The organism is Geodermatophilaceae bacterium NBWT11 (assembly GCA_014218215.1).
Taxonomy (GTDB): Bacteria; Actinomycetota; Actinomycetes; order Mycobacteriales; family Geodermatophilaceae; genus Klenkia.
Window position 1 is genome coordinate 3,738,909 of the sequence record CP043652.1, and the last position, 18,566, is coordinate 3,757,474.

16 protein-coding genes and 2 pseudogenes are annotated in these 18,566 nt (G+C 74.5%); 6 read left to right on the forward strand and 12 right to left on the reverse strand.

Annotated features, from left to right (window positions below; translation table 11 throughout):
• Positions 1–14 precede the first annotated feature (14 nt).
• A complete protein-coding gene (locus F1C76_18185) occupies positions 15–710 on the reverse strand; it encodes a DUF308 domain-containing protein (protein QNG38240.1) in 696 nt (231 codons plus the stop codon).
• Between the two features lie 84 nt (positions 711–794).
• Between F1C76_18185 and F1C76_18190 the strand changes: the two genes are divergently transcribed.
• The gene (locus F1C76_18190; GenBank protein QNG38241.1) at positions 795–1,553 is read left to right on the forward strand and encodes a 1-acyl-sn-glycerol-3-phosphate acyltransferase; all 759 of its coding nucleotides are present in this window, start codon (positions 795–797) and stop codon (positions 1,551–1,553) included.
• On the opposite strand, the gene F1C76_18195 is transcribed toward F1C76_18190, so the two are convergent.
• Genes F1C76_18195 through F1C76_18205 form a run of 3 tightly spaced genes read right to left on the reverse strand, consistent with a single transcriptional unit; the run spans position 1,550 to position 4,466 of the window.
• A complete protein-coding gene (locus F1C76_18195; GenBank protein ID QNG38242.1) occupies positions 1,550–2,530 on the reverse strand; it encodes a TetR/AcrR family transcriptional regulator in 981 nt (326 codons plus the stop codon). The two genes, F1C76_18190 and F1C76_18195, sit on opposite strands and share 4 nt — an antisense overlap.
• On the reverse strand, positions 2,116–3,138 hold the full coding sequence (locus F1C76_18200) for an alpha/beta hydrolase (protein QNG38243.1): 1,023 nt from the start codon (positions 3,136–3,138) through the stop codon (positions 2,116–2,118). The genes F1C76_18195 and F1C76_18200 overlap by 415 nt, the downstream gene beginning before the upstream one ends.
• Entirely contained in the window at positions 3,036–4,466 is a 1,431-nt protein-coding gene (locus tag F1C76_18205) for an NAD(P)/FAD-dependent oxidoreductase (protein QNG39357.1), read from the reverse strand. Before F1C76_18205 ends, F1C76_18200 begins: the two co-directional genes overlap by 103 nt.
• Before the next feature lie 202 nt (positions 4,467–4,668).
• Here F1C76_18205 and F1C76_18210 point away from each other — a divergent pair, with 202 nt between their 5' ends.
• Complete coding sequence (locus F1C76_18210) at positions 4,669–5,565, forward strand: SDR family oxidoreductase (GenBank protein ID QNG38244.1); 897 nt, start codon at positions 4,669–4,671, stop codon at positions 5,563–5,565.
• Between the two features lie 81 nt (positions 5,566–5,646).
• Here the strand turns inward: F1C76_18210 and F1C76_18215 are convergent, their stop codons facing one another.
• Positions 5,647–5,892, reverse strand: coding sequence for a hypothetical protein (locus F1C76_18215; protein QNG38245.1), 246 nt, complete (start codon positions 5,890–5,892; stop codon positions 5,647–5,649).
• A 330-nt stretch (positions 5,893–6,222) separates the two neighbouring features.
• Between F1C76_18215 and F1C76_18220 the strand changes: the two genes are divergently transcribed.
• Positions 6,223–6,699, forward strand: a complete 477-nt coding sequence (locus F1C76_18220; protein ID QNG38246.1) for a polyadenylate-specific 3'-exoribonuclease AS — start codon at positions 6,223–6,225, stop codon at positions 6,697–6,699.
• Here the strand turns inward: F1C76_18220 and F1C76_18225 are convergent.
• Positions 6,692–7,588, reverse strand: a complete 897-nt coding sequence (locus F1C76_18225) for an NAD(P)H-binding protein (GenBank protein QNG38247.1) — start codon at positions 7,586–7,588, stop codon at positions 6,692–6,694. The genes F1C76_18220 and F1C76_18225 overlap by 8 nt on opposite strands.
• 73 nt (positions 7,589–7,661) lie before the next feature.
• Between F1C76_18225 and F1C76_18230 the strand changes: the two genes are divergently transcribed.
• Positions 7,662–8,999 carry a 3-deoxy-7-phosphoheptulonate synthase class II gene (locus F1C76_18230; protein ID QNG38248.1) on the forward strand — a complete coding sequence of 446 codons (1,338 nt, stop codon included), beginning with the start codon at positions 7,662–7,664 and terminating at the stop codon, positions 8,997–8,999.
• Positions 8,996–9,998 (forward strand): annotated as a pseudogene (locus tag F1C76_18235) (low specificity L-threonine aldolase). Before F1C76_18230 ends, F1C76_18235 begins: the two are co-directional and overlap by 4 nt.
• Positions 9,999–10,200: 202 nt before the next feature.
• Here the strand turns inward: F1C76_18235 and F1C76_18240 are convergent.
• From F1C76_18240 to F1C76_18250, 3 genes are all read right to left on the reverse strand, one after another.
• A complete protein-coding gene (locus F1C76_18240; GenBank protein QNG38249.1) occupies positions 10,201–11,373 on the reverse strand; it encodes a S8 family peptidase in 1,173 nt (390 codons plus the stop codon).
• A 210-nt stretch (positions 11,374–11,583) separates the two neighbouring features.
• Positions 11,584–13,572, reverse strand: a complete 1,989-nt coding sequence (gene pknB, locus F1C76_18245; protein ID QNG38250.1) for a Stk1 family PASTA domain-containing Ser/Thr kinase — start codon at positions 13,570–13,572, stop codon at positions 11,584–11,586.
• Positions 13,573–13,629: 57 nt separating this feature from the next.
• Entirely contained in the window at positions 13,630–14,763 is a 1,134-nt protein-coding gene (locus F1C76_18250) for an alpha-hydroxy-acid oxidizing protein (GenBank protein ID QNG38251.1), read from the reverse strand.
• A 23-nt stretch (positions 14,764–14,786) separates the two neighbouring features.
• Here F1C76_18250 and F1C76_18255 point away from each other — a divergent pair, with 23 nt between their 5' ends.
• A complete protein-coding gene (locus F1C76_18255; protein ID QNG38252.1) occupies positions 14,787–15,110 on the forward strand; it encodes a helix-turn-helix domain-containing protein in 324 nt (107 codons plus the stop codon).
• Here F1C76_18255 and F1C76_18260 read toward each other — a convergent pair.
• The 3 genes and pseudogenes from F1C76_18260 to F1C76_18270 form a co-directional block, all read right to left on the reverse strand.
• Positions 15,079–16,011 carry a phytoene/squalene synthase family protein gene (locus tag F1C76_18260; protein ID QNG38253.1) on the reverse strand — a complete coding sequence of 311 codons (933 nt, stop codon included), beginning with the start codon at positions 16,009–16,011 and terminating at the stop codon, positions 15,079–15,081. The two genes, F1C76_18255 and F1C76_18260, sit on opposite strands and share 32 nt — an antisense overlap.
• Positions 16,008–17,487, reverse strand: a pseudogene (gene crtI / locus F1C76_18265) (phytoene desaturase). Before crtI ends, F1C76_18260 begins: the two are co-directional and overlap by 4 nt.
• On the reverse strand, positions 17,484–18,464 hold the full coding sequence (locus F1C76_18270; protein ID QNG39358.1) for a polyprenyl synthetase family protein: 981 nt from the start codon (positions 18,462–18,464) through the stop codon (positions 17,484–17,486). The pseudogene crtI and the gene F1C76_18270 overlap by 4 nt, the downstream one beginning before the upstream one ends.
• Positions 18,465–18,566 lie beyond the last annotated feature (102 nt).

Sequence of the window (18,566 nt, forward strand, 5' to 3'; positions counted from 1 at the left end):
GCGCCGTGCCGGCGTCAGACGACGGCGCCGTCGTCGCCGTCGTCGGTGCGGTCGCGCATCCGGGAGACCAGCAGCGCGACCCCGCCGACGACGGCGAGCACCCCGATCAGGATGCCGACGTCGGCGCCGAGCCGGACCGCACCCGGGGCGATGATGCAGACCGCGCCGGCCGCGATGAGCAGCACCGCGTAGAGCGTGTGCGGCGAGGGCGCGGGCAGCGGGGGCGGGGCCGGGGGCTCGTAGTGCTCGTCGGGCCGGTCGAGCACGTCGGGCTCCGCGGGCGGCGGCGGGGGGTCGTCCCGGGGCCGTTCGGTGACCGCGGCGGCCGGACCGTGCTCGGCCTCCCAGGCGGCCACGATGCGGGCGAACTCGGCGTCGGTGGCCTCGGAGTCGGCGCGGGCGGGCTCCACGGGGGCGGGCACCGGCTCGGCCGCGTGCTCCTCGACGTGCTCGTCGCCCCAGGTGTCGACGACGGTGCGGGCCTCGGCCCGGCGCGACCGGTCGACGAAGAGCCGGTCGGTCGGCGGGGAGGGCAGGAACTGGGTGCGGGTGTACGGGCCGAGGTCCTGGGAGGGCGCCAGGTAAGCCGCGATGCCCTCCTCGCGCAGGACGTCGAGCAGGTGCTCCCCGACCCGGGGGTCCACGTCGCGCAGCGGGTGCCACAGCGGGGCGTCCAGGCCGTTGTCCCGGCGCCCACGTCGTCCGCTCACCGGGTGCCCCCTCCGCTCGCTCGGGCCCCCGATTGTGGTGGGGGCCTCGTGCTCCCTAGTCTGACAGTCCCTGAGGGAGGCGCGTTGTTCTACTGGTTCCTCAAGTTCGTGGCCATCGGGCCGATCGTGCGTCTGGTGTTCCGTCCGCAGGTCACCGGGGCCGAGAACGTGCCGCGCACCGGTGCCGCCGTGCTGGCCAGCAACCACCTCTCGGCATCGGACTGGGTGTTCATGCCGCTGATGCTGCGTCGCCGGGTCACCTTCCTGGCCAAGGCGGAGTACTTCACCTCCCCGGGCGTCAAGGGCTTCCTGCAGCGGGTCTTCTTCTCCGGTGCCGGCCAGGTGCCCATCGACCGCTCCAGCGCCGACGCCGCCGAGGCCGCGCTGGCCACCGGGGTGCGCATCCTGCAGCAGGGCAAGCTGCTGGGCATCTACCCCGAGGGCACCCGCTCGCCCGACGGGCGGCTCTTCCGCGGCAAGACCGGGGTCTCCCGGATGACCCTGGAGACCGGCTGCCCGGTCGTCCCGGTGGCGATGGTGCCGGTGAGCAGCTTCCGGGTCCTGGGCAAGAAGATCGAGCGGGTGCGGGTGGTCGTGGGGGAGCCGCTGGACTTCTCCCGCTACGAGGGGATGGCCGGCGACCGCTTCGTCGAGCGGTCCATCACCGACGAGATCATGTACGAGATCATGCTGCTGTCGGGCCAGGAGTACGTGGACCTGTACGGCGCGAAGGTCAAGAAGTCGATGGACACCACGGGCGCCAGCGCCGTTGAGGTGGTCGGGAGGCTCCAGCCCCCGGCGCACGAGACCGCCGACCGGCTGCCGAGCAGTCTCGCGGGCTAGCGCGAGGTGATCCGGTCCAGGACGTCGGCGGCCAGGGCCAGGACGTCGTCCCGGGTCATCGTGCTGGGGTCGGCGGTCCAGCCGACCACCAGGTCCTCGGTGAAGGCGAACCACGAGCGCACCAGCTGGCGGTGGCGGGCATCGTCGGGCAGGCCGACCGCGGCCAGCGTGCCGTCGACGAGTTCCTCGCGGGCGTCGGTGTAGACCTCGGCGACCCAGGGGTCCCCGCCCGAGGCGCCGCCGACGAAGGCCACGTAGCTGTCCCGGTAGGTCTCCACCCACTGCACGAAGCGGTCCAGCATGCCCGCGTGCGCCCCCGACCCGGGGGTCCCGCCGGCCGGGCCCAGCACGTGGTCGCACAGCAGCCGGGCGGCCGCCGTCGTCACCGCGGTGTAGTAGTCGCGCTTGGTGGCGAAGTAGTGGAACAGCAGGCTGCGGCTGATGCCGGCCCGGCGGGCCACCTCGTCGATGGTCAGCTCCTGCACCGGGGTGGTGGGCAGCAGCTCCAGGCCGATCTCGACCAGCTGGGCCCGCCGGTCGGCGGCCGACCGGCGGGCCGCGGTCACCGGTTCTCCAGCAGCCGCCGCAGCGCCGCGGCCACCAGGTCGGGCCGCTCCTGGGGCAGCATGTGCCCGCAGCCGGGCACCACCTGCAGGTGCGCGTCGGGCAGCGCCCCCACCAGCCGCTCCGAGTGCCGCACGGGCGTCAGCTTGTCGGTCTCGCCGACCAGCACCTCCACCGGCACGGCGCGCAGCGTCGCCAGGGCCTGCGCCTTGTCGTGCCGGCCCAGGGCCGGGTAGAAGGCCGCGAAGGACCGCACCGAGGACGCCGACATGATCTCCGCGCCGCGCAGCACCATCGCGTCGGTGGCCGCGCTGCCGTAGAGCAGCCCGCGCACCATCGCCTGGTGCCGGGGCGAGGACGGCGGCACCCGGCGGCGCCAGCCGTCCACGCGGCGGCTGTGCGCGACCGCCCACGCGCCGACCCGGGGGAGCAGCCGCTGCTGCAGCCGCTCGGCCGCCGTGCGCGGGGGCTTCGCGAGCTGACCGGCGGAGGTGTCGACCAGGGCCACGCCGCGCACCCGGTCGCCGACCAGCTCGGGGTGCGCCGCGGCCAGCGCCATGATCGTCATGCCGCCCATCGAGTGCCCGCCCAGGACGACCGGGCCGGTGGGCGCCAGGGCGGTGAGCACGGCCGCCAGGTCCTCACCGAGCAGGTCGATCTCGACCTCGTCGTCGGCCACCTCGCCCCAGGTGGAGCGGCCGTGCCCGCGCTGGTCGTAGCGCACCAGCCGGACCGACCCCGCAGCCACGTCGGGGGCCAGGTCGTCGGCGACGTCGTCCCAGGAGGCCTGCGACAGCGTCCAGCCGTGCGCGAGCACCAGGGTCACCGCGGCGTCGGGGGAGCCGGAGACGGTGGCGTGCAGCCGGGCGCCGTCGGTGGTGGGGACGGCGTGCACGGTCCGCTGCACGGTCGCCGTGGTCATGCCGACACCTGCTCGCGGTCGTCGGCCGTCGTCCCCACGTAGTTCTCCCGGTCCAGCGTCCGGGTGAGCCTGCGGAACCGGAAGGTGAAGTCCGGCCACAGCGTGGTGTTGTGGCCGTGCTCGTCGAGGTACCAGGAGCCGCAGCCGCCGTCGAGCCAGACCGTGCCGGCCGAGCGCTCGGCGACCAGCGCGCGGTAGTCGTCCTGGGCGGCCTGGGTGGTCTCCAGGGTGGCCAGGCCCTCGTCGTCCATGGCCTGGACGGCGTTGCCGACGTAGGCGACCTGGGACTCGATCATGTAGACCATCGAGGTGTGCCCGACCCCCACGTTGGGGCCGACCAGCAGGAACAGGTTCGGGAAGCCGGCCACCGTGCTGCCCCGGTTGGTGGCCATGCCCTCGGTCCAGACCTCGGCCAGGGTGCGGCCGTCCTTGCCCGTGATGCGGTGCGCGATCGGCAGGTCGGTCACGTGGAAGCCGGTGGCCAGCACCAGGGTGTCGGTGGGGCGCTCCACGCCGTCGAGGGTGACCACCGAGTGCGGCCGGATCTCGGCGATCGGTGCGTTGACCACCTCGGCGTTGGGCGCGGTGACCGCCGGGTACCAGTCGTTGCTGATCAGGATGCGCTTGCAGCCGATCGTGTAGTCCGGGGTCAGCGTGGCCCGCAGCTGCGGGTCGCGGACCTGGCGTTCGAGGTGCGTGCGGGCCAGCTTCTGCACCGGGGCCAGGAAGCGCCGGTCCTTGGTGATGCCGACGGCGAGGAACTCCCGGCCGGCGTAGAGCAGCCCGCGGACGGCCTTCTGGGCGAGCGGGAAGCGGCGGTACAGCGCCCGCTCGAAGGCCGTCGTCGGCCGGTCACCGCGGGGGATGACCCACGGCGGGGTGCGCTGGTAGACCGTCACCGACCCGGCGACCGGCTGTATCGAGGGCACCACCTGGATGGCCGAGGCCCCGGTGCCCACGACGGCGACCCGCTCGCCGCTGAGGTCGTGGCCGGCGTCCCAGCGGGCGGAGTGCATGACGGTGCCGGCGAAGTCCTCGATGCCCGGGATGTCGGGGTAGGAGGGGTCGGCGAGTGCCCCGGCGGCGCTGATCAGCACCTGGGCGGAGAAGTCGCCGGCCGTCGTCCGCACCTGCCAGCGGGCGGCGGTGGCGTCCCAGCGGGCCTCGGTGACCTCGGCGCCGAACACGTGGTGGCGCAGCACGTCGAAGCGGCGGGCGACGTCCTGGAGGTAGGCCAGGATCTCCGGCTGCTCGGAGTAGGTGCGCGGCCAGTCCGGGTTGGGGGCGAAGGAGAAGGAGTAGAGGTTGGACTGCACGTCGCAGGCCGCGCCCGGGTAGGTGTTGTCCCGCCAGGTGCCGCCGACGTCGTCCCCGCGCTCGAGGACGACGAGGTCCTCCACGCCCTGCTCGCGCAGCCGGATGGCCATGCCGAGGCCGGCGAACCCCGATCCGATCACCGCCACGCGGACGTGCCGGGTCTGCTGGTCGGACTGGGGCTGGCTCTCGATCGTGCTGGTCACCGGTGCGCTCCCTTGCGGACGGCTGGGCTTGCTGAGCAGTGCTCAACACGGTACAACAGCCGTTGAGCAGTGCTCAACAGCACGCGTCACCGACGACGAGGAGCCCGCCATGCCCCGCACCACCCGTCCCCTGGCCGGCCAGGCCGTGCTGATCACCGGCGCCGCCCGCGGCATCGGCGCCGAGCTGGCCCGCAAGGCCGCCGGGCGCGGCGCCCGGGTCGCCCTCGTCGGCCTGGAGCCCGAGCTGCTCGCCGCCGTCGCCACCGAGCTCGGTCCCGAGCACCTGTGGGTCGAGGCCGACGTCACCGACGCCGACGCGATGGCCGCCGCCGTGCAGCGCGCCGTGGACGTCTTCGGCGGCCTCGACGTCGTCGTCGCCAACGCCGGGATCGCCCCCATGAACACCGTGGCCACCGCCTCGGCCCGGGCGCTGGCCCGCACCATCGAGGTCAACCTGACCGGCGCGATGCTCACCGCGCACGCGGCGCTGCCGGCCATCAGCGAGCGCCGCGGGCACGTGCTGCTCATCTCCTCGGCCGCCGCGTTCTCGCTGCTGCCGGGGCTCTCCGCCTACTGCGCGGCCAAGGCCGGGTTGGAGCGCTTCGGCGACGTGCTGCGCCTGGAGGTCGCGCACCGCGGCGTCACCGTGGCCAGTGCGCACCCGGTCTGGATCGACACCGACATGGTGCGCGACACCAAGGCCGCGCTGCCCACCTTCAAGGCCACCCTCGACCGGCTCCCCGGCCCGCTGGGCAGCTACACCTCGGTCTCGGACTGCGCCGACGCGCTGCTGCGCAACCTGGAGACCCGCGGCCGCCGGGTGTTCGTGCCCCGCTCGGTCGGGTTCTTCTCCGCCTGGCGGCAGGCCGTCATCGGCGCCGTGGGGGAGAAGCTGGTGCTCGCCCAGTCCAAGGTCGCAGTCCCTCACCTGGAGCAGGAGATCGCGGCGCTGAACGGCGAGGAGTTCGGCGCCAACTCCGTCGAGCGGGGCCGCGCCCGCGGCTGACCCCGCCGGCCGAGAGTGCAGCTGCAGTCGTCGGGACCGGCGTGCCGACGCGTGTCGACGACTACAGCTGCACTCTCGGCATCAGCGCAGCCAGCCGACGACGGTGACTGCTCCGATCACCACGAAGGCTGCCAGGACGGCGACGACGACGAAGCAGCCGGCGGGGACCAGCGCATCGGCCAGCGTCGACGGTGGTGGTGTCGGTCGGGGGCGCGCGGTCGTCCAGCTGACCGGACCACCCGTGTCGGTCTCGGCCGCCGTCCGGAGACCGAGCAGCAGGGCCTGCACGGCGGGCCCGGACGCGTCCTCGGGTCCGGACCACCGCATGGCCCGGACCCTGGCGACCGGGGCGGGGTAGGCCTCGAGGAACGCCGCGGTCTCGGCGGGGGTCGCTGTCCGGGAGGAGGTACCCCCACCGGCCGGCCTGGATGCGGTCCCCGTCGGCACGCTGGGTCTCGGCCAGCGCAGACCGCACGTCCAGCCGGTGGGGGTAGGTGGCAAGCAGCCCGTGCAACCGCTCCCGGGCGCGAGCAGTCTCGCCAGCGGCGAGTTCCCCCCGGGCGCGGGCGAGGGTCTGGTCGGCGGGCACCGGGAGAGGCTGCCCCACCGCCCGACGGGGGCGCACCTGGTTTCCCGCCACCGCCTACCGTTCGGGCCGTGCGGCGCTACTTCTACGACACCGAGTTCATCGAGGACGGCACCACGATCGACCTGGTGTCGATCGGGGTCGTCGACGAGACCGGGCGGGAGTTCTACGCCGTCTCCACGGAGTTCGACGGCTCGCGGGCCATCCCCTGGGTGAAGCGCAACGTGCTGGACAAGCTGCCGCCGCCGGCGGACAAGGCGTGGCGGTCGCGGGCCCAGATCAGGACGTCGCTGCTGGACTTCCTCACCGCCCCCGGTGAGGAGGTCCAGCTGTGGGCCTGGATCGCCGCCTACGACCACGTCGTGCTGTGCCAGCTGTGGGGCGCGATGCCGGCGCTGGCCAAGCCGGTGCCGCGCTTCACCCACGAGCTCAAGCAGCGGTGGGAGGACGCCGGTTCCCCACCGCTGCCGCCCAAGTCGCCCGACGCGCACGACGCGCTGGTGGACGCCCGGCACGGCCTCGCCGTCTGGCGGTCGCTGACTACCTGAGCGGCGCCCAGTCCTCCGGGTGCCGGGCCAGGTGCTCGGCGACGGTCAGGGCGGGGGAGCCGGTGAGCTCGGCGACGACGTCGCTCACCGTCCCCATCTCGCCCGCGGCGATCGCGGTGTAGCTGGTCACCCAGCCCTCGACCTCCCAGTCGGGGGCGCCCGACGGTCGACGGGTCGCCCAGGCCTCCTCGACCGTCTGGTCGCGGTAGGTCACCTGCCGGCCGGTCACCTCGGTGAGCACCTCGGCCGCCCGGGTCAGCGTGATCGCCTCCGGGCCGGTCACGTCCAGCACCCTCCCGTCGGTGCTCGGGTGGTCCTCCAGCAGGACGGCGGCGGCGACCGCGGCAGCGTCGTCCCGAGAGACGAAGGAGACCGCGCCGGTCCCGGCGGGGGCTGCGATCTCCGCCGTCCCCTCGCCGGTGACCGTGGCGAAGAACGGCACGAAGTCGGCGTACATGGCGTTGCGCAGCACCGTCGTCCGCAGCCCGCTGTCACCGAGCGCGGCCTCGGTGGCGGCGTGCGTGGCCGTGAGGGTGAACGTCGCGCCGGGCTCGCTGCCCTGGAAGGACGTGTAGACCACCCGCTCCACCCCCGCGGCCACGGCGGCCCGGACGGCGGACAGGTGCTGCTCGGTGCGGTCCTCGGCCTCGGCGGCGCTGACCAGGAACAGGGTGTGCACGCCCTCCAGCGCCTCGGCCAGCCCGGCCTCGTCGGAGTAGCCGCCGGGGTTCGCTACGACCTCGGCGCCGGGCAGCTCCGGGGCGCGGGCGGCGTCCCGGACGACGAGGCGCAGCGCGACGTCGTGGTCGGCGGGGGCGTCGGCCAGCAGCCGGGCGACCCGGCCCCCCAGCGCGCCGGTGGCTCCGGTGAGGGCGATGAGACGGGTCATGGGGTGATCCTCGCCCAGCCGGTGGGGGACGGCAGGCGGGGACGGGTGATCACCGGCGCCGTACCCTCCTGTCGTGAGTCTGACCGAACCCGCAGAGCTGGTCCCCGGCCTGGACAGGTGGCGTGAGCTGCCCATCGCCCAGCAGCCGGAGTGGCCCGACCGGGCCGCCCTGGACGCCGTGCTGTCCACCCTCTCGACCGTCCCGCCGATCGTCGCGCCCACCGAGGTCGACGCGCTGCGCGCGCAGCTGGCCGACGTCGCCCAGGGCAGGGCGTTCCTGCTGCAGGGCGGTGACTGCGCGGAGACCTTCGACCTCAACACCGAGCCGCACCTGCAGGCCACCACCCGCACGCTGCTGCAGATGGCCGTCGTCCTCACCTACGGCGCGTCGGTGCCGGTGGTGAAGGTCGGCCGGGTCGCCGGGCAGTACGCCAAGCCGCGCAGCTCCAACACCGACGCGCTGGGCCTGCCCTCCTACCGGGGCGACATGGTCAACTCCCTGGACCCGGTGCTGGCCGACCGCATCCCCGACCCGAACCGGTTGGTGCGTGCCTACGCCAACAGCGCGGCCGCGATGAACATGATCCGGGCCTACGCCCGGGGTGGGCTGGCCGACCTCAACGCGGTGCACCACTGGAACCAGGACTTCGTGGCCAACTCCCCGGCCGGGGTGCGCTACGAGGTGATCGCCCGCGAGATCGACCGCGCCCTGGCGTTCATGCGGGCCTGCGGCGTGGACGACTCCGTGCTGCGCGGCGTCGAGCTCTACAACAGCCACGAGGCGCTGATCCTGGACTACGAGCGCGCGCTGCTCCGGATGCACGAGGGCCGGCCCTACGCGCTCAGCGCGCACTTCGTGTGGGTCGGCGAGCGCACCCGCCAGATGGACGGCGCGCACATCGAGTTCGCCTCGCGGCTCGCCAACCCGGTCGGGGTCAAGATCGGCCCGACGACGACGCCCGAGCAGGCCACCGAGCTGGTCGAGCGGCTGGACCCCGAAGGCCTGCCCGGCAAGCTCACGCTGATCAGCCGGATGGGCAACGGGAAGATCCGCGACGTCCTGCCGGCGATCGTGGAGAAGGTCACCGCAAGCGGCCACCAGGTCGTCTGGCAGTGCGACCCGATGCACGGCAACACCCACGAGTCGACGTCGGGCTACAAGACCCGGCACTTCGACCGGGTGGTCGACGAGGTACTCGGCTTCTTCGAGGTGCACCGCGGCCTGGGCACGTGGCCCGGCGGCATCCACGTCGAGCTCACCGGCGAGGACGTCACCGAGTGCCTGGGTGGCGCCCAGGAGATCAGCGACGAGGACCTCAACAGCCGGTACGAGACCGCCTGCGACCCGCGGCTGAACACCGGGCAGTCGCTGGAGCTGGCGTTCCTGGTCGCCGAGATGCTCCGCGGATGATCGACCTGCGCTCAGACACGGTCACGCGCCCCACCGCGGGCATGCGGGCGGCGATGGCCGACGCCGAGGTCGGAGACGACGTCTACGGCGAGGACCCGCAGGTCAACGCGCTGGAAGAGCGGGTCGCCGCGCTCTTCGGGCACGAGGCGGCGCTGTTCGTGCCCAGCGGCACGATGGGGCAACCAGATCGGCATGCGGCTGGTCTGCCAGCCCGGCCAGGAGGTGCTCGGGGACGCCGACGCCCACGTCGTCACCTACGAGATGGGTGCCGCGGCCGCCGTCTTCGGGCTCAGCACCCGCACCGTCGTGGGTCCCGGCGGACTACTGGACGCCGACCAGCTCATCGCCCAGGTGCGCCCGAAGGGCGACTGGCACCTGACCGCCACCGCCGCGGTCGCGGTGGAGAACACGCACAACCGTGGCGGCGGCCGGGTGCAGCCCCTCGCGGAGCTGGAGAAGCTGTTCGCCTGGTCCCGCGATGCCGACGTCGCCGTGCACCTGGACGGCGCCCGCATCTGGAACGCGCACATCGCGTCCGGGGTGTCGCTGGAGACCTACGGCCGGCTGGCCGACACCGCCTCGGTCTGCCTGTCCAAGGGCCTGGGGGCCCCGGTCGGCTCGGTGCTGGTCTCGTCGTCGGCACGCATCGGCGAGGCGCGGCTGTGGCGCAAGCGCCTCGGCGGTGGGATGCGCCAGGCCGGCGTCCTCGCCGCGGCCTGCAGCTACGCGTTGGACCACCACCTCGAGCGGTTGGCCGACGACCACGCCCGGGCCCGCACGCTGGCCGACCGGCTCGGCGTCGACCCGGCCACCGTGCACACCAACATGGTCGTGCTGGACGACGTCGACGCCCCGGCACTCGCTGCCGCGGCGAAGGCCGAGGGCGTGCTGGTGAGCCAGGTCAGCCCCCGCCGGGTCCGGGTGCTCACCCACCTCGACGTCGATGACGCCGCCGTGGACCGAGCCGCCGCCGTCCTCGGGGCCCTGCTCGCCGGCTGACGTCTCCCGAGCGTCGATCAGGGTCCTGCCCCGATGTGCGTCCTCCCCCGCGAACGTCCACGGGGGAGGACGGACGACGGTGCAGGACCCTGATCAACGCCCAACCGGGCGCCGCCCTCACCAGAGACTGGCCGCCCTCACCAGCGTTGGCGAGGGCGGCCAGTGTTCGATCAGGTCACCTGATCCACGCTGGGCGCGGGGATCAGTAGGAGCTGAACAGCAGGTCGTTCTGCGCCGTGCGGCTGGTGGGCACGATGCCCTGGGTGGCGGTCGAGGTCAGCTGGCCGGCGACGGTGGCGGGGCTGGCCGAGGGGTTGGTCTGCAGGTAGAGCGCGGCGACGCCGGCGACGTGCGGGGTGGCCATCGACGTGCCGCTGATCGTGTTCGTGGCGGTGGTCGAGGTGTACCAGTCGCTGGTGATGCCCACGCCGGGGGCGAAGAGGTCGACGCACGAGCCGTAGTTGCTGAAGGACGCCGGCTGGTCGCTGCGGTCGGTGGCACCGACGGTGATGGCGCCGGAGACCCGGGCGGGGGAGTTGCCGCAGGCGTCCTGCGGGATGCCCAGGGCGTCGCCGTTGCCGGCGGCCACCGCGTAGGTCACGCCGTCGGCGATCGAGTTCTGCACGGCCCGGTCCAGGGCGCTGCTGACCCCGCCGCCCAGGCTCATGTTGGCCACCGCGGCCTCGCCGGTCTGGTGGTCGGCGGTCACCCAGTCCACCCCGGCGATGACGCCGGAGGTGGAGCCGCTGCCCTGGCAGTCCAGCACCCGGACGCCGACCAGGGAGACCTGCTTGGCCACCCCGTACGTCGTCCCGCCCACGGTGCCGGCGACGTGGGTGCCGTGCCCGTTGCAGTCGGTGGCCGCCCCGCCGTCGATGGTGTCCACACCGGTGCTGGCCCGCCCACCGAAGTCGGTGTGCGCCAGGGCGATGCCGGTGTCGATCACGTAGGCGGTGACCCCGGCGCCGGTGGCCGCGTAGCTGAACGAGCCGTTCAGCGGGAGCTGGCGCTGGTCGGTGCGGTCCAGGCCCCAGGTGGCCCCGGTCTGGGTGGCGGCGAGCTCGACGGGGGCGTCGGGCTCGACGGCGACGACGCCGGGCAGGGTGCCCAGCCGGTCGGCGAGGGCGGTGGGCAGGGTGACGGCGAACCCGGTCAGCGCGCTGGAGTACACGTGGCTCACGTCGCCGCCGAGGGCGTCGGTGAGGGCGGCGACCTGGGCGGGCAGGCTGCCCGGGGCCAGGGTGACGATGTAGGAGCCCAGCGGGCCGGCGGCGGGAGCGGCGGTCGCGGCGCCGGCGGTGGCGCCGACCCCGGCGGCGGTGAGGACGGCGACCGCGGCGAGTGCGGCCGGGCGGGACAGAGAGCGTGTGGGCACGGGCGTCACTCCAGTGTGAGGCGGTGCCCCGGCGTGCACGGTGCGCCGCACAGCCGGGACTCAGGTGTGCACACCTGATCACGGCTAGTGACCTCGGCGAAAGACCCGCAGCGATGACATCGATCCCGCAACACAGCGTTCATGCAGGTCAGAGGCGTGCCGGAACGACCGGGTCGGGCCCCGCCGGAGGGGACCGGACCGGAACGGTTCTCAGATGAAGCTGAGGAGGAGGTTCACGGTGGTGCCCTCGTCGACGACCTCGCCGGCCCCGGGGCTCTGCCGCACCACCCGGTCACCGGTGATGAAGGTGCTGGAGGTGACCTGCAGACCGGCCGCGGTGAGGGTGGCGGTCGCCTCCGCCAGGGTCTGCCCGCCGACGTCGGGCACGGTGACCTGCACCGGCCCCTGGGAGACGGTGAGGGTGACGGTCGAGCCGTAGGGCTGGTTGCCGGTGGGCGACACGTCCATCACCAGACCGGCGGCGACGTCGTTGCTGCGGCCGTCGACCCGGACGACGTCGAAGTCCAGGTCCTCCAGCGCGCCCTGGGCGTCGTCGGCGTCCATCCCGACCAGGTCCGGGACGTCGGCGGTGGCCGCGCCCTCGGAGACGGTGAGCGTGACGGTGTCCCCCCGGCGCAGCTCGGTGCCCGGCACGGGGTCGATCCCCATCACCGAGCCCGCGGCCACGCTGTCGCTGCGCCCGGGGGTGGTGGTGACGACGAGGTCGCCGCCCAGGGCCTCGATCGCGGCCTGCACGTCACCGGAGGGCTGGCCGACCAGGGCGCCGTCCACCGCGAAGCGCTCGGGCCCCTTGGAGACCACCAGCTCCACGTCGGAGCCGATCACGGCACGGCCGCCGTCCGGGTCGGCGGAGATGACCGTGCCGGCCGGCACGTCCTCGCTGAACTGCTCGTCGCCGAAGACCGGGTCCAGCCCGGCCTCCTGCAGGAAGCCGACCGCCTGCTGGCTGCCCTGCCCGCTGACGCTGGGCACGTCGGTCCACCGGCCCGAGCCCAGCCACCAGCCGACGGCCCCGATGGTGATGGCCAGCAGCACGACGATGGTGATCGCGAACCGGGCCCGTCGGCGGCGGATGTGCGCGGGCACGCCCGGACGCGCACCGGGCGGCCGGGGGGCGGTGTGCTGCACCGGCGGGGGACGACGACCGTGCACCGCGCCCGTGGGGGGCAGCGGCACCATCGCGGTGCGCCCGCTGGCGCGCTGGGCCGCCAGGACCTCGGTGCGCGGGTCGCCGGAGGTCGGGCGGGGCTGGGTGGCCCGGTTGGTGGGCCGCAGCGTGGCCGGGTTGACCGTCGTCCGGCCGGTGGGCACCGGGGTGCGGCCCAGGCCGAGGTCGCGCTGCACCTGGTGGATCTCGGCGAGGAAGGCACCGGCGTCCAGCGGACGGGCGCCCGGGTCGCGGCGGGTGGTGCGGGCGACCAGCTCGTCGACCTGCCACGGCAGGCCGGGGGACTCCAGCGACGGGGCCGGGACGTCGTGGTGCACGTGCTGGTAGGCCACCGCCAGCGGGGTGTCCCCGGCGTAGGGCGGGTGGCCGGTGAGCAGCTCGTAGAGCACGACGCCGGCGGCGTAGACGTCCGAGCGGGCGTCGGACTTCCCGCGCTCGAGCTGCTCGGGGGAGAGGTAGGCGACGGTGCCGATGAGCACACCGCCGGTGTGGCTGGTGTGCCCGGTGCCGGCGACGGCCCGGGCGAGGCCGAAGTCGGCGACCTTGACCTGGCCGTCGGTGGAGATCAGCACGTTCTCGGGCTTGACGTCGCGGTGCACGATCCCGGCCCGGTGCGCAGCGGTCAGCCCGGCCAGCACCGGCTCCAGGACGGCGAAGGCCTCGCCCACGGTCAGCCGGCCGCGGGCCTGCAGCAGGTCGCGCAGGGTGCGCCCGCGGACCAGCTCCATCACCAGAAAGACAAGCCCCTGGTCCTCGCCCTGGTCGCTGACCCCGACCACGTTGGGGTGGTTGAGCATCGCCGCGGCCCGGGCCTCGCGGGTGAAGCGGTCGACGAAGGCGGGGTCGCGGGCCAGGTGCTCGACCATCACCTTCACCGCGACCACCCGGTGCAGCCGCAGGTCGGTGGCGGCGTAGACGGTGGACATGCCGCCGCGGGCCACCCGCTCCTCGAGCCGGTACCGACCCTCGAGCACGAGGCCCAGGACAGGGTCGGTCACGGCGGTGTCCACGGCGCGCAGTCTACGAGCGGACCCTGGGGGCGGGCTGGCACGACGCGGGGGCCCCCGTCATGCCCGGACGACGAGATCGGCGCCGATCTCGTCGACATCTGCCAACCCGCACAGCGCCATCGTGTGCGCCAGCTCGTCAGTGAGCCCGCCCAGCACCCGGGCCACGCCGTCCGCGCCGCCGGTCGCCAGGCCCCACGCGGTGGGCCGGCCCAGGAACACCGCGCGGGCGCCGAGGGCCAGGGCGGTGAGCACGTCGGAGCCGGTCCGCACCCCGCCGTCGGCGTAGACCTCGACGTCCGAGCCGTCCGGGGCGGTCTCCCCGCGGACGGCGGTGACCACCTCGGGGAGGGCGTACGCGCTGGAGACGGCCGGGTCGACCTGCCGCCCGCCGTGGGTGGACACCCACACCGCCGACGCCCCGGCCTGCACGCACCGGGCGGCGTCGTCCCCGCGCAGCACGCCCTTGACCACGACGGGGAGGCCGCTGAGCTCGGCGAACCGGCCGATGTCGTCGAAGGTCCAGGTGGCGCTGGCGTTGGCCGACAGCCCGGGCCGGTCGGAGGCGGTGGGGTGGTTGGCCATCCGCAGGTCGGCCGGGAGCGCGAAGTCGTGCACCAGGTCGCGCTTGCGGCGGCCCAGCAGCGGCAGGTCGACGGTCAGCACCAGCGCCCGGTAGCCGGCCTCCCCGGCGCGGCGGGCCAGGTCGGCGGTGTGCTCGGAGGAGTGCAGCCGGTACAGCTGGTACCACTTCGGCGCCGCAGGGACGGTCCGGCCGACCTCCTCGACGGTGTGGTTGGCGCTGGTGGACACGCACATCATCGAGCCGGTCGCCGCGGCGCCGCGGGTGGTCGCCAGCTCGCCCTCGGGGTGGGCCATCGCCTGGTAGGCCCAGGGCGCGACGCCGACCGGCGTGGCCACCGGGCTGCCGAGCAGGGTGGTGGCGGTGTCGACCTCGGACACCCCGCGCAGCACGTGCGGGCGCAGCCGCCAGCGGCGCCAGGACCCGGGCGCCTCGGCCAGGGTGGTCTCGGTCTCGGCGCCGCCGGCGTAGTAGTCGTAGACGCCGGGCTCCAGCACCCCCCGCGCCTCGCGCTCGAGCCGGTCCAGGTCGAGGAAGGGCGGGTCGCGGTCCGGGTCGTCGGGGAGGGGCTCCTCGCCGGGGTCGCGGCGACGCTGGGTGAGACCGGTCATGGCACCGACCTAAGCTCACCGTCGTGGAGACGTACACCCCCGCCGAAGTGGCCCAGCTGATCGGCGTCTCGGCCAACCGGGTCCGCCAGCTGGTCAACGACCGCAAGCTGATGGCGGTCCCCGGCAGCGGCAAGGGCAAGATCCCGGTCGACTTCGTCCTGGACGGCGAGATCCTGCGGCACCTGCCCGGCCTGATCACCGTCCTCGCCGACGGCGGGTTCGACGAGCAGGAGATCTTCGAGTGGCTGTTCCGGGAGGACGAGTCGCTGCCGGGCACCCCGGTGCAGGCGCTGCGCGACGACCGGCACACCGAGGTCACCCGGCGGGCGCAGGCCTCCGCGTTCTGAGCCGCGCCCGGGCGACCTGGGCGGCGGTCAACCGCCGGGCGAACACCGCGGCCCGGCGGGGCTTGGACACCGTCACCCGCTGGTCGAGCACCCGGTAGTCCGCCCGCTCGATGGCACCCAGGATGCCGCCGTACAGGTCGGTGGCGGCCCGCACGCAGTCCCTCGACTCCGGGGCGAGCATCGGGGTGCCCGGCGCCGCGTCGTCGTACCGGCGGCGGACGACGTCGACCATCTCCCGCATCAGCTGCCGGAACCGGTCGTCGAACCGCTTGGCCTCCAGCTGCTCCCGGGTGACCCCGTGGGCGGCCATCAGGTCCTCGGGCAGGTAGACCCGGCCGCGGTCGACGTCCTCGCCGACGTCGCGCAGGAAGTTGGTCAGCTGGAACGCCTCGCCCAGCGCGATCGCGTGCGGGGCGGCCTCCTCGCGGCTGACGCCTCGCGCCGTCCCCAGCACGGGCAGGACCTGCAGGCCGATGACCGAGGCCGAGCCCCACATGTAGCGGTCCAGGGCGTCGAGGTCGGCGTAGCCGGTGACGTCGAGGTCGCTGGTCATCGCGGCCAGGAAGTCGATGAAGTGCTCGAGCGGGATGTCGTAGCGGCGCACGGTGTGCACCAGCGCCAACCGCACCGGGTCGTCGGACCAGCCGGCCTCGACCTCGGCGAGGGCGGCCTTCGACCAGGTGAGCAGCTCGCCCTCGGGGTCGCGACCGGGGAGGTCGGCGCCCACGTCGACGATGTCGTCGGCGACCCGGGCCGCGGCGTAGAGCGCGTGGACCGCGGGACGGCGGTCCGGGGTGAGCAGCCGGGTGGCCAGGAAGTAGGACTTGCCGTGCTCGGCGGCGATCCCGCGGCAGACCGCGTAGGCGGCGTCGAGCTGCTCCTGCCGCTGTGCCTGGTTCACCCGGTGATCCGCTGCGCCGCGAGCCGACCGCTGACCAGCACCATCGGCACCCCGACGCCGGGCTGCACCGACGAGCCGGCCAGGACCACGTTCTCCGGGCCCCCGCGGGGTAGGTCGAGGGCCGGAACGGGCCGGTCTGGGCGAAGGTGTGCGCCAGGGCGAACGGGGTGCCGGCGGCCATGCCCTGGGCGGCCCAGTCGGCCGGGGTGAGCATCTCCTCCACCTCGATCGAGCCGGTCAGCCCGGTCCAGCCGCGGGCCTCCATCGTCTGCAGCACCTCGTCGCGGTAGCGCGGCCCGAGGGTGGACCAGTCGATGTCGGGGTTGCCGCCGGAGTGCCGGTCGGTGTTGGGCGTCGGCGCCACGATGCTGATCACCTGGCCGCCCTCGGGGGCCAGGCTGCGGTCGGTCTTGCTGGGCATCGAGATCAGCAGGCTGGGGTCGCTCATCGGCCGGCCGGTCTTCGTCAGCTCGGTGAAGACCTGCTCCCAGGACTCCCCGAAGCTGATCGTGTGGTGCGCCCGGTCGGCGAACTCCTGCTGCACGCCGACGTGGATCGCCACGCAGCTGGGCGAGTACACCGGCTTGACCCGCCGCTGCCGGCGGGGCACGAGGTCGTCGGGCCGGTCGATGGTCACGACCACGGCGTCGGCGGGCAGCAGCTCGCCGTCCACCAGCCGGACGCCGACGGCCCGGCCGCCGCGCAGGTCCAGCGAGGCCACCGACGTGTCGTACCGGAAGACGACCCCGGCGTCGGCGGCCGCAGCCGCCAGCGCGGCCGGGACGGCGTGGATCCCCCGACCGGGTGCCACACGCCCTTGCCGATGTCGAGCTCGGCGATCACCGCGTAGGCGGCGATGGCGGTGAACGGGGAGACCCCGGCGTAGAGGGCCTGGAAGCTGAACAGCCGGCGCAGCCGGTCGTCGGTGAGCCGCTTGTCCACGTGCGGGGCCAGCCGGCCGAACCCGCCCTTGCGGGCCAGCTCGATCATCGGCCGCCCGACCAGGTCCAGCGGGGAGTCCAGGTTCCGGTCGATGAACACGTCCCACTGCAACCGGTCCAGGTCGCGGATGTGCTCGAGGTACGCCCGCACCTCCGCGCCGGCCCCGGGCCCGCAGACCCGCTCGGCCTCGGCGGCGAAGGCGTCGGGGTCGGCGTGCACGTCGATGGTCGAGCCGTCGGCGTACTGCGCGCGGTAGGTCGTCTCCAGGGGGAGCAGCTCGAGGCGGTCCTCCAGCACGTCGCCCACGCAGGCCAGCGCGTCGCGGATCAGGCCGGGTGCGGTGAGCACCGAGGGGCCGGTGTCCAGGGCGTAGCCGCCCCGCTCGACCCGACCGGCACGGCCGCCGGGCGCGGGGCCGCGCTCGACGACGGTGACCTCGCGGCCGGCTCCGCGCAGCCGCAGGGCGGCCGACAGCCCGGCCAGGCCCGCACCGACCACGACGACGCGGTCGGTCCTCCCCGGGACGGTCCTCACGTCGTGCGGGTGGTGGCAGCGACGGCGAGGGCGTCCAGCGCGGCGCGGGCGTCGTCGAGGACGGGTGCCTCGGCGATGGCCTCGCGGGCGGTGGCGGTCTGGGTCGTGATCCGGTCCTCGACCCGCTGCAGCGCCCCGGTGGAGCGCATCAGGTCCCGGACGGCGTCCAGGGCCGCGGCGTCGGCGGTCGGGTCGCCGAGCACCCGGCCCAGCAGGGCGCGGCCGGCGTCGTCGGTGGCCTCCTCCGCCAGGGCCACGAGCAGGGTCTGCTTGCCCTCCATGAGGTCCTCGTCGACGGACTTGCCGGTGACGGCGGGGTCGCCGAAGACGCCGAGGACGTCGTCGCGGAGCTGGAAGGCCTCACCCAGGGGCAGTGCGATCTCGGTGTAGGCCTCGACCAGCTCGGGGCCGGCGTCGGCCAAAGCGGCGCCCAGGTGCAGCGGGCGCTGCACGGTGTAGCCGGCGGACTTGTACCGGGCGACCTTGAGCGCGCCCTCGGGGCCGGGCAGCCCACCGGCGGCGCGCAGGAGGTCCAGGTACTGCCCGGCGGTGACCTCGGTGCGCATCGTGTCCCACACCGGGCGGGCCCGGGCCAGCGCCTCGGCGGAGATCCCCGAGCGGCGCAGCAGCTCGTCGGACCAGACCAGGGCCAGGTCGCCGACCAGGATCGCGGCGCCGGTGCCGAATAGCTCGGTGCTGCCGGACAGGCCCAGGGCGGTGTGCCGGTCGCCGAAGCCGATGTGGGTGGCCGGGCGGCCGCGTCGGGTGCGGGCGGCGTCCATCACGTCGTCGTGCACCAGGGCCGAGCCGTGCACGAACTCCAGGGCGGCGACCGCGCGGAGCACGGCGGCGTCGTCCTCGGGGGCGGCGGTGGTCACCGCGCGCCAGCCCCAGTAGGCGAAGGCCGGGCGCAGCCGCTTGCCGCCCTCGGCGACCGCGGCCACCTCCTCCAGGACCGGCACCAGGGAGGGGTCCATCCCGGCCAGCACGGCGCGCTTCTCGGCCAGGAAGGCGTCCAGCGCGTCGCTGACCGCCCCCCGCAACCGGATGAGATCGGCGGCCAGGGAGACCGGTCCGAG

What these genes read in the sequence shown, in the direction of transcription:
- F1C76_18250 (QNG38251.1), bottom strand. Translation starts at nt 14,763, where the DNA reads ATGACCGGTCTCACCCAGCGTCGCCGCGACCCCGGCGAGGAGCCCCTC.
- F1C76_18225 (QNG38247.1), bottom strand. Translation starts at nt 7,588, where the DNA reads ATGACCCGTCTCATCGCCCTCACCGGAGCCACCGGCGCGCTGGGGGGC.
- F1C76_18215 (QNG38245.1), bottom strand. Translation starts at nt 5,892, where the DNA reads ATGCGGTGGTCCGGACCCGAGGACGCGTCCGGGCCCGCCGTGCAGGCC.
- F1C76_18205 (QNG39357.1), bottom strand. Translation starts at nt 4,466, where the DNA reads ATGGCCATCCGGCTGCGCGAGCAGGGCGTGGAGGACCTCGTCGTCCTC.
- F1C76_18270 (QNG39358.1), bottom strand. Translation starts at nt 18,464, where the DNA reads ATGGACCCCTCCCTGGTGCCGGTCCTGGAGGAGGTGGCCGCGGTCGCC.
- F1C76_18210 (QNG38244.1), top strand. Translation starts at nt 4,669, where the DNA reads ATGCCCCGCACCACCCGTCCCCTGGCCGGCCAGGCCGTGCTGATCACC.